This is a genomic window from Streptomyces javensis, assembly GCF_039525925.1.
GTDB lineage: Bacteria > Actinomycetota > Actinomycetes > Streptomycetales > Streptomycetaceae > Streptomyces > Streptomyces asiaticus.
Genome location: NZ_BAAAIF010000168.1, coordinates 1 through 5,554, shown reverse-complemented (window position 1 = coordinate 5,554; position 5,554 = coordinate 1). Strand labels below are relative to the sequence as shown.

Below are 5,554 nucleotides of genomic sequence, written 5' to 3'. Positions count from 1 at the left end.
GCCGCGAACACCGGCTCCTGCTCCCACAACCGCAAACCCATACCAACCCACTGCGCACCCTGCCCCGCGAACACAAACACCGGCCGCAACCCCGACACCGAACCAACACTCCCGGACACGACACCGGGCGCTTCCTCGCCGGTGGCGGCAGCGTTCAGGCCCGCCAGCAGCTGGTCGCGGTCGTCGCCGACCACCGCCAGCCAGTGGGAGAATTCCGTGGTCCGCGTCACTGCCAGGGAGAACGCCAGATCCTTGGCCGCCACCTCCGGACGCGCCGCCACGAACTCCGCCAGGCGACCCGCCTGCGCGGCCAGCGCCGCACCGGACCGCGCCGACAACACCCACGCCACCGGACCCGAAGACGACTCCGGCCCGTCCTGAACAGGAGCATCCAGGGCAGGGACATCCTGCGTGGGCTGCTCAAGGATCAGGTGCACGTTGGTGCCGCTGATCCCGAATGCCGACACACCAGCACGACGCGGACCCGAACCGGCCGGCCACTCGCGCGGCTCGGTCAGCAACTCCACCGCACCGGCCGACCAGTCCACGTGCGAAGACGGGGCGTCCACGTGCAGGGTCTCGGGCAGCATCCCGTGCCGCATCGCCTGCACCATCTTGATCACACCAGCCACACCAGCCGCAGCCTGCGTGTGACCGATGTTCGACTTCACCGAACCCAACAGCAGCGGCCGCCCCTCAGGACGATCCTGGCCGTAGGTCGCCAGCAGCGCCTGCGCCTCGATCGGGTCACCGAGCGAGGTGCCGGTACCGTGCGCCTCCACAACGTCGACATCGCTCGCCCGCAGCCCGGCGCTGGCCAGCGCGGCCCGGATCACCCGCTGCTGCGACGGACCATTCGGAGCCGACAGACCATTGCTCGCACCGTCCTGGTTCACCGCACTACCCGCAACCACCGCCAGCACCCGGTGCCCACGAGCACGAGCATCCGACAGCCGCTCCAGAACCACCATCCCGACCCCTTCGCCCCAGCCGGTGCCATCAGCCGCCTCCGCGAACGGCTTGCACCGACCATCGGCAGCCAACCCCCGCTGCCGCGCGAACTCCACGTACGCACCCGGAGTGGCCATGACGGTGACACCGCCCGCCAGGGCCATTCCGCACTCGCCGGACCGCAGCGCCTGCGCGGCGAAGTGAATCGCCGTCAGGGAGGAGGAACAGGCTGTGTCGATCGATACGGCCGGACCCTGTAGCCCCAGCGAGTACGCCACCCGGCCCGACGCCACACTCGCCGTGGTCCCGGTCATCCCGAAACCACCGGCACCGTCCTGCTCGCCGATCCCGTAGCCGGAGGTGATGATGCCCGCGTAGACACCGGCATCGGTGCCCTTCAGCGTTCCCGGGGCAATTCCCGCGTCCTCCAGCGCCTCCCAGCACGTCTCCAGCAGCAGCCGCTGCTGCGGGTCCATCCCCAACGCCTCACGCGGACTGATCCCGAAGAACTCCGCATCGAAATCGCCAGCCCCGGCCAGGAAGCCACCCACCCGGGCATAACCCTCGATCGCCTCACCGGACTCGGACAGGCCCGGCGTCTCCCAACCACGGTCCAGCGGGAACTCCGACATCGCGTCGGACCCTCCGGCGATCAACCGCCAGAAGCCCTCCGGGCCCTCGGCTCCGCCCGGGAACCGGCAGCCCATGCCGACGATCGCCACCGGCTCGTCCGTGCCGACACGGACGGCGGACACGGTGGCCACCTCGTCGACCCCGCACACCTCGGTGACCAGGTACCGGGCGAGGTCCACCGGTGTCGGATGGTCGAAGACCAGGGTTGCGGTCAGGCTCAGGCCCGTCTCAGCAGCGAGTCGGTTGCGCAGCTCCAGACCGGTCAGGGAGTCGATGCCCATGTCGCGGAAAGCCCGCTGGGGATCGATGTCCCCGGGACGGGCATGGCCCAGGACAACAGCAGCGGCGGCCCGGACGATCTGTAGGACTTCCTGCTCGCGCTCGGCGGGGGCAAGCGGGGCCAGCCGGCCCGCCAAGCCACCCACGACAGTAGCCACCGCCGCCGCGGGACGTGCGGAGATGCCGCCACCGGCGACCAGGCCGTTCAGCAGCGAAGGCACCGGCCCTGCCGCGCGTGACAACGCGGCCAGGTCGAGCCGGGCGGGGACCGCCAACGGCGCGCCCAGCGCGGCAGCGGCCTCGAACAGCTCCAAACCCTGCTCCGTCGTCAGCGGCTGAACGCCACCTCGACGCAGTCGGGAGAGATCGGCACCGGCCAACTGCCCGGTCATCGCCGAGGCCTGGGCCCACAGCCCCCAGGCCAGCGACTGGCCGGCCAGCTGCCGGTCGTGGCGGTAAGCGGCCAGCGCGTCCAGGAACGCGTTGGCGGCGGCGTAACTCCCCTGCCCCGGGCTACCCATGACAGCCGCAGCCGAGGAGTACAGGACGAAACCGGCCAGGCCCGCGCCCTCGGTCAGCTCGTGCAGGTTCCAGGCCGCATCGACCTTGGCCGCAAACACGGTCGCCATGCGCTCGGGCGTCAGGGATTCGATCGTGGCGTCGTCAATCACACCCGCGGCATGCACCACCGCGGTCAGCGGCCGCTCAGCCGCGATCCGCGCCACCACCGACGCGAGACCCTCGCGGTCGGCCGCGTCGCCGGCCTGCACCCGCACGCTCGCACCCGACTGCGCCAACTCGGCGACCATGCGCGCCACGCCCGGCGCGGCCGGGCCACGACGCGACATCAGCACCAGGTGCCGCATGCCACGGACGTTGACCAGGTGCCGGGCCAACTCCCCACCCAGCGTGCCGGTTCCACCGGTGACGAGGACGGTGTCCTGACTGTCCCACTCGGCGGGGACGTTCAGCACCACCTTGCCCACCTGCCGAGCCGCCTGAAGGTACCGCAGCGCCGCCACCGCCTGCGACAGCTCGAAACACGTCACTGGCGGCGGAACCAGCGTCCCAGCCTCGAACATCGGCCCGAGCTCGGCCAGCATCTCCGCAACTCGCGGCACCCCGGCGTCCATCAGGTCGAACGCCTGGTACACCACCCCGGGGTAGGCCTCGGCGACCTGCTCGGGGTTGCGGATGTCGGTCTTGCCCATCTCGACGAACTGACCGCCACGCGGCAGCAGCCGCAGCGACGCGTCCGTGAACTCCCCAGCAAGGGCGTTCAGGACCACGTCCATGCCCTCGCCACCGGTCACGGCAAGGAACCGCTCACAGAAGTCCAGATCACGGGTCGAGGCAATGTGACTCTCCTCAACACCCATCGCACGCAGCGCATGCTGCTTGGCCGGGCTCGCGGTCGCGAAGACCTCCAGCCCCCACGCCTTCGCCAACTGCACCGCAGCCGTACCCACACCACCGGTGCCGGCATGAATCAACACCCGCTGACCGGAACGGACCCGGGCCAGATCCCACAGCCCGTAGAACGCCGTCAGGAACCCGACCGACACCGCCGCGGCCTGCTGGAAAGACCAGCCCTGCGGAACCGGAGCGAGCAGACGGCTGTCCACGATCCCAGCCGGACTCCACCCCGGCACCAGACCCATCACCGACTGGCCCACCGACAGACCGTCCACCCCTGGGCCGATCTCCAGCACGACACCGGAGCCTTCACCGCCGAGGACCCGGCCGTCCGCGACCATCCCCAGACCGGTCACCACATCGCGGAAGTTCACGCCCACCGCACGCAGACCCACCCGGACCTGACCAGCCGACAGCGCAGCCTCGGTCTCGGGAGCGTCGACGACGGCCGCACTGCCCAGGTCACCCGGTTGAGCCACCTCGACTCGCCAGCCCGAACCACCGGGAAGCACCAACTCACCGGCGGTGCCAACCCGGACCAGCCGCCGCCCGAACGCCACCACACCTTCGCCGTCAGTGGCGGGCCGGATGGAAACCTCGGGCTCCTCGGCGCCCAGCGCCGCGGCCAGGACGGCGTCCACGTCGGCGTCGCGACCAAAGTCCAGGTCGGCCGCCGGGTCGACATCGACCAGCAGCAGACGACCCGGGTGCTCCGACTGCGCCGAGCGCACCAGACCCGTCACCGCCGCACCAGCCAAGTCCTGACTGGCAGCCGCGCCTTGAGTCCAGATGACCAACCGCGCGTTGTCGGTTGCGGGGTCGGCCAGCCACTCCTGCACCCAACCCAACATCGTCGCGGCAGCCAGCTGAGCCGCCTGCGGCGCCGAACGCCCGGACGGCGCAGCCGGCACCGCCGCCACGACCACCGGCGCCGGTGCGGAGCCGTGCCGCGCCCACTGAACTGCGGCGGTCGGAGCCTGCGCCGCCATCGGCACCCAGTCCACCGTGAACAGCGACTGGCGAACCTGGCGACCGGACGCAGCGAACTGACCCGCCGGAACCTCCCGCATCGCCAGTGACCGCGCCTGTAGCACCGGCTGACCGACGCCGTCGAACGCCGTCACCGAGACGCCACTCGCCTCGGGCGCCAGGACCACCCGCAGCTGGCGGGCGCCACCGGCCAGCAGCCGGACACCCGACCAGGCGAACGGCAGCCTCGTCCCCCCGCCGCTGCCATCACTGGCGGCAAGGAGGCTGTGCAGCGCGGCGTCGAGCAGCGCAGGGTGCAGACCGAAGCCGGCCGCGTCCGAGTCAATAACCTCGGGCAGTTCGGCCTCGACGTAGATGGTCTCCCCGGCGCGCCACACCTGACGCAGGCCCTGGAACGCCGGCCCGTAGCCGTAACCCCGCCGGGCAAAGCTCTCGTAGGCGTCGTCGACCGACACCGGCTCCGCCCCCGCCGGAGGCCAGACAACCAGCGCGGCAGGGACGGGCTCCCTGCCGACCGGAGCCAGCACACCCACCGCGTTCCGGACCCACTCGCCCTCCCCCTCACGGGAAGAGACCGTCACCGTGCGCTGGCCACTGTCGCCGTCACTGTCACCCACCTGGACCTGCAACTGCACGCCACCAGAGTTGGGCAGGACCAGCGGCTCCTGCAAGGTCAACTCCTCCAGCACACCGCAGTCGGCCAGGTCGCCGGCGTGCACCGCCAGGTCCACGAACGCCGTACCGGGCAGCAGAACCGTGCCGTGCACCGCATGATCGGCCAGCCACGGCATCACCGACACCGACAGACGACCCGTCAGAACCAACCCATTACCCTCGGCCAACCACACCGCTGCCGCCAACAACGGGTACCCATCACGCTGCTGACCAGCCGACGCAACATCACCACGACCGGCGACTGCCTTCGGCCAGTACCGCTGGCGCTGGAACGGGTACGTCGGCAGATCGACCTTGACCGCCCGACCACCGTCGGCAGTGACGGCGGCCCAGTCGACCTCGACGCCAGCGGCGTACAGACCGGCCAGTGCGCGCAGCGCCGTCTCGGGCTCGTCCTGGTCGGCACGCAGTGCCGGGACCCAGGTGTCGGTGTCGGCCATCGCCGACAGCGCACCATCCGGACCCAACTCCGCGAACACGCTCATGCCCTGCGCACGCATCGCCCCCACCACATCGTGGAAACGCACCGTCTCCCGCACATGCCCCACCCAGTAGCCGGGGTCCGTCACATCCGCACCCGGCGCACCCGACACCAGCGGAATACGCGGCT

1 protein-coding gene is annotated in these 5,554 nt (G+C 70.9%); it reads right to left on the bottom strand.

What is annotated here, in order from left to right:
- Positions 1-5,513 (bottom strand): SDR family NAD(P)-dependent oxidoreductase (locus ABD329_RS47125; RefSeq protein ID WP_344318175.1); only part of this gene is annotated, 5,513 nt, incomplete at its 3' end.
- Between the last annotated feature and the right edge of the window lie 41 nt (positions 5,514-5,554).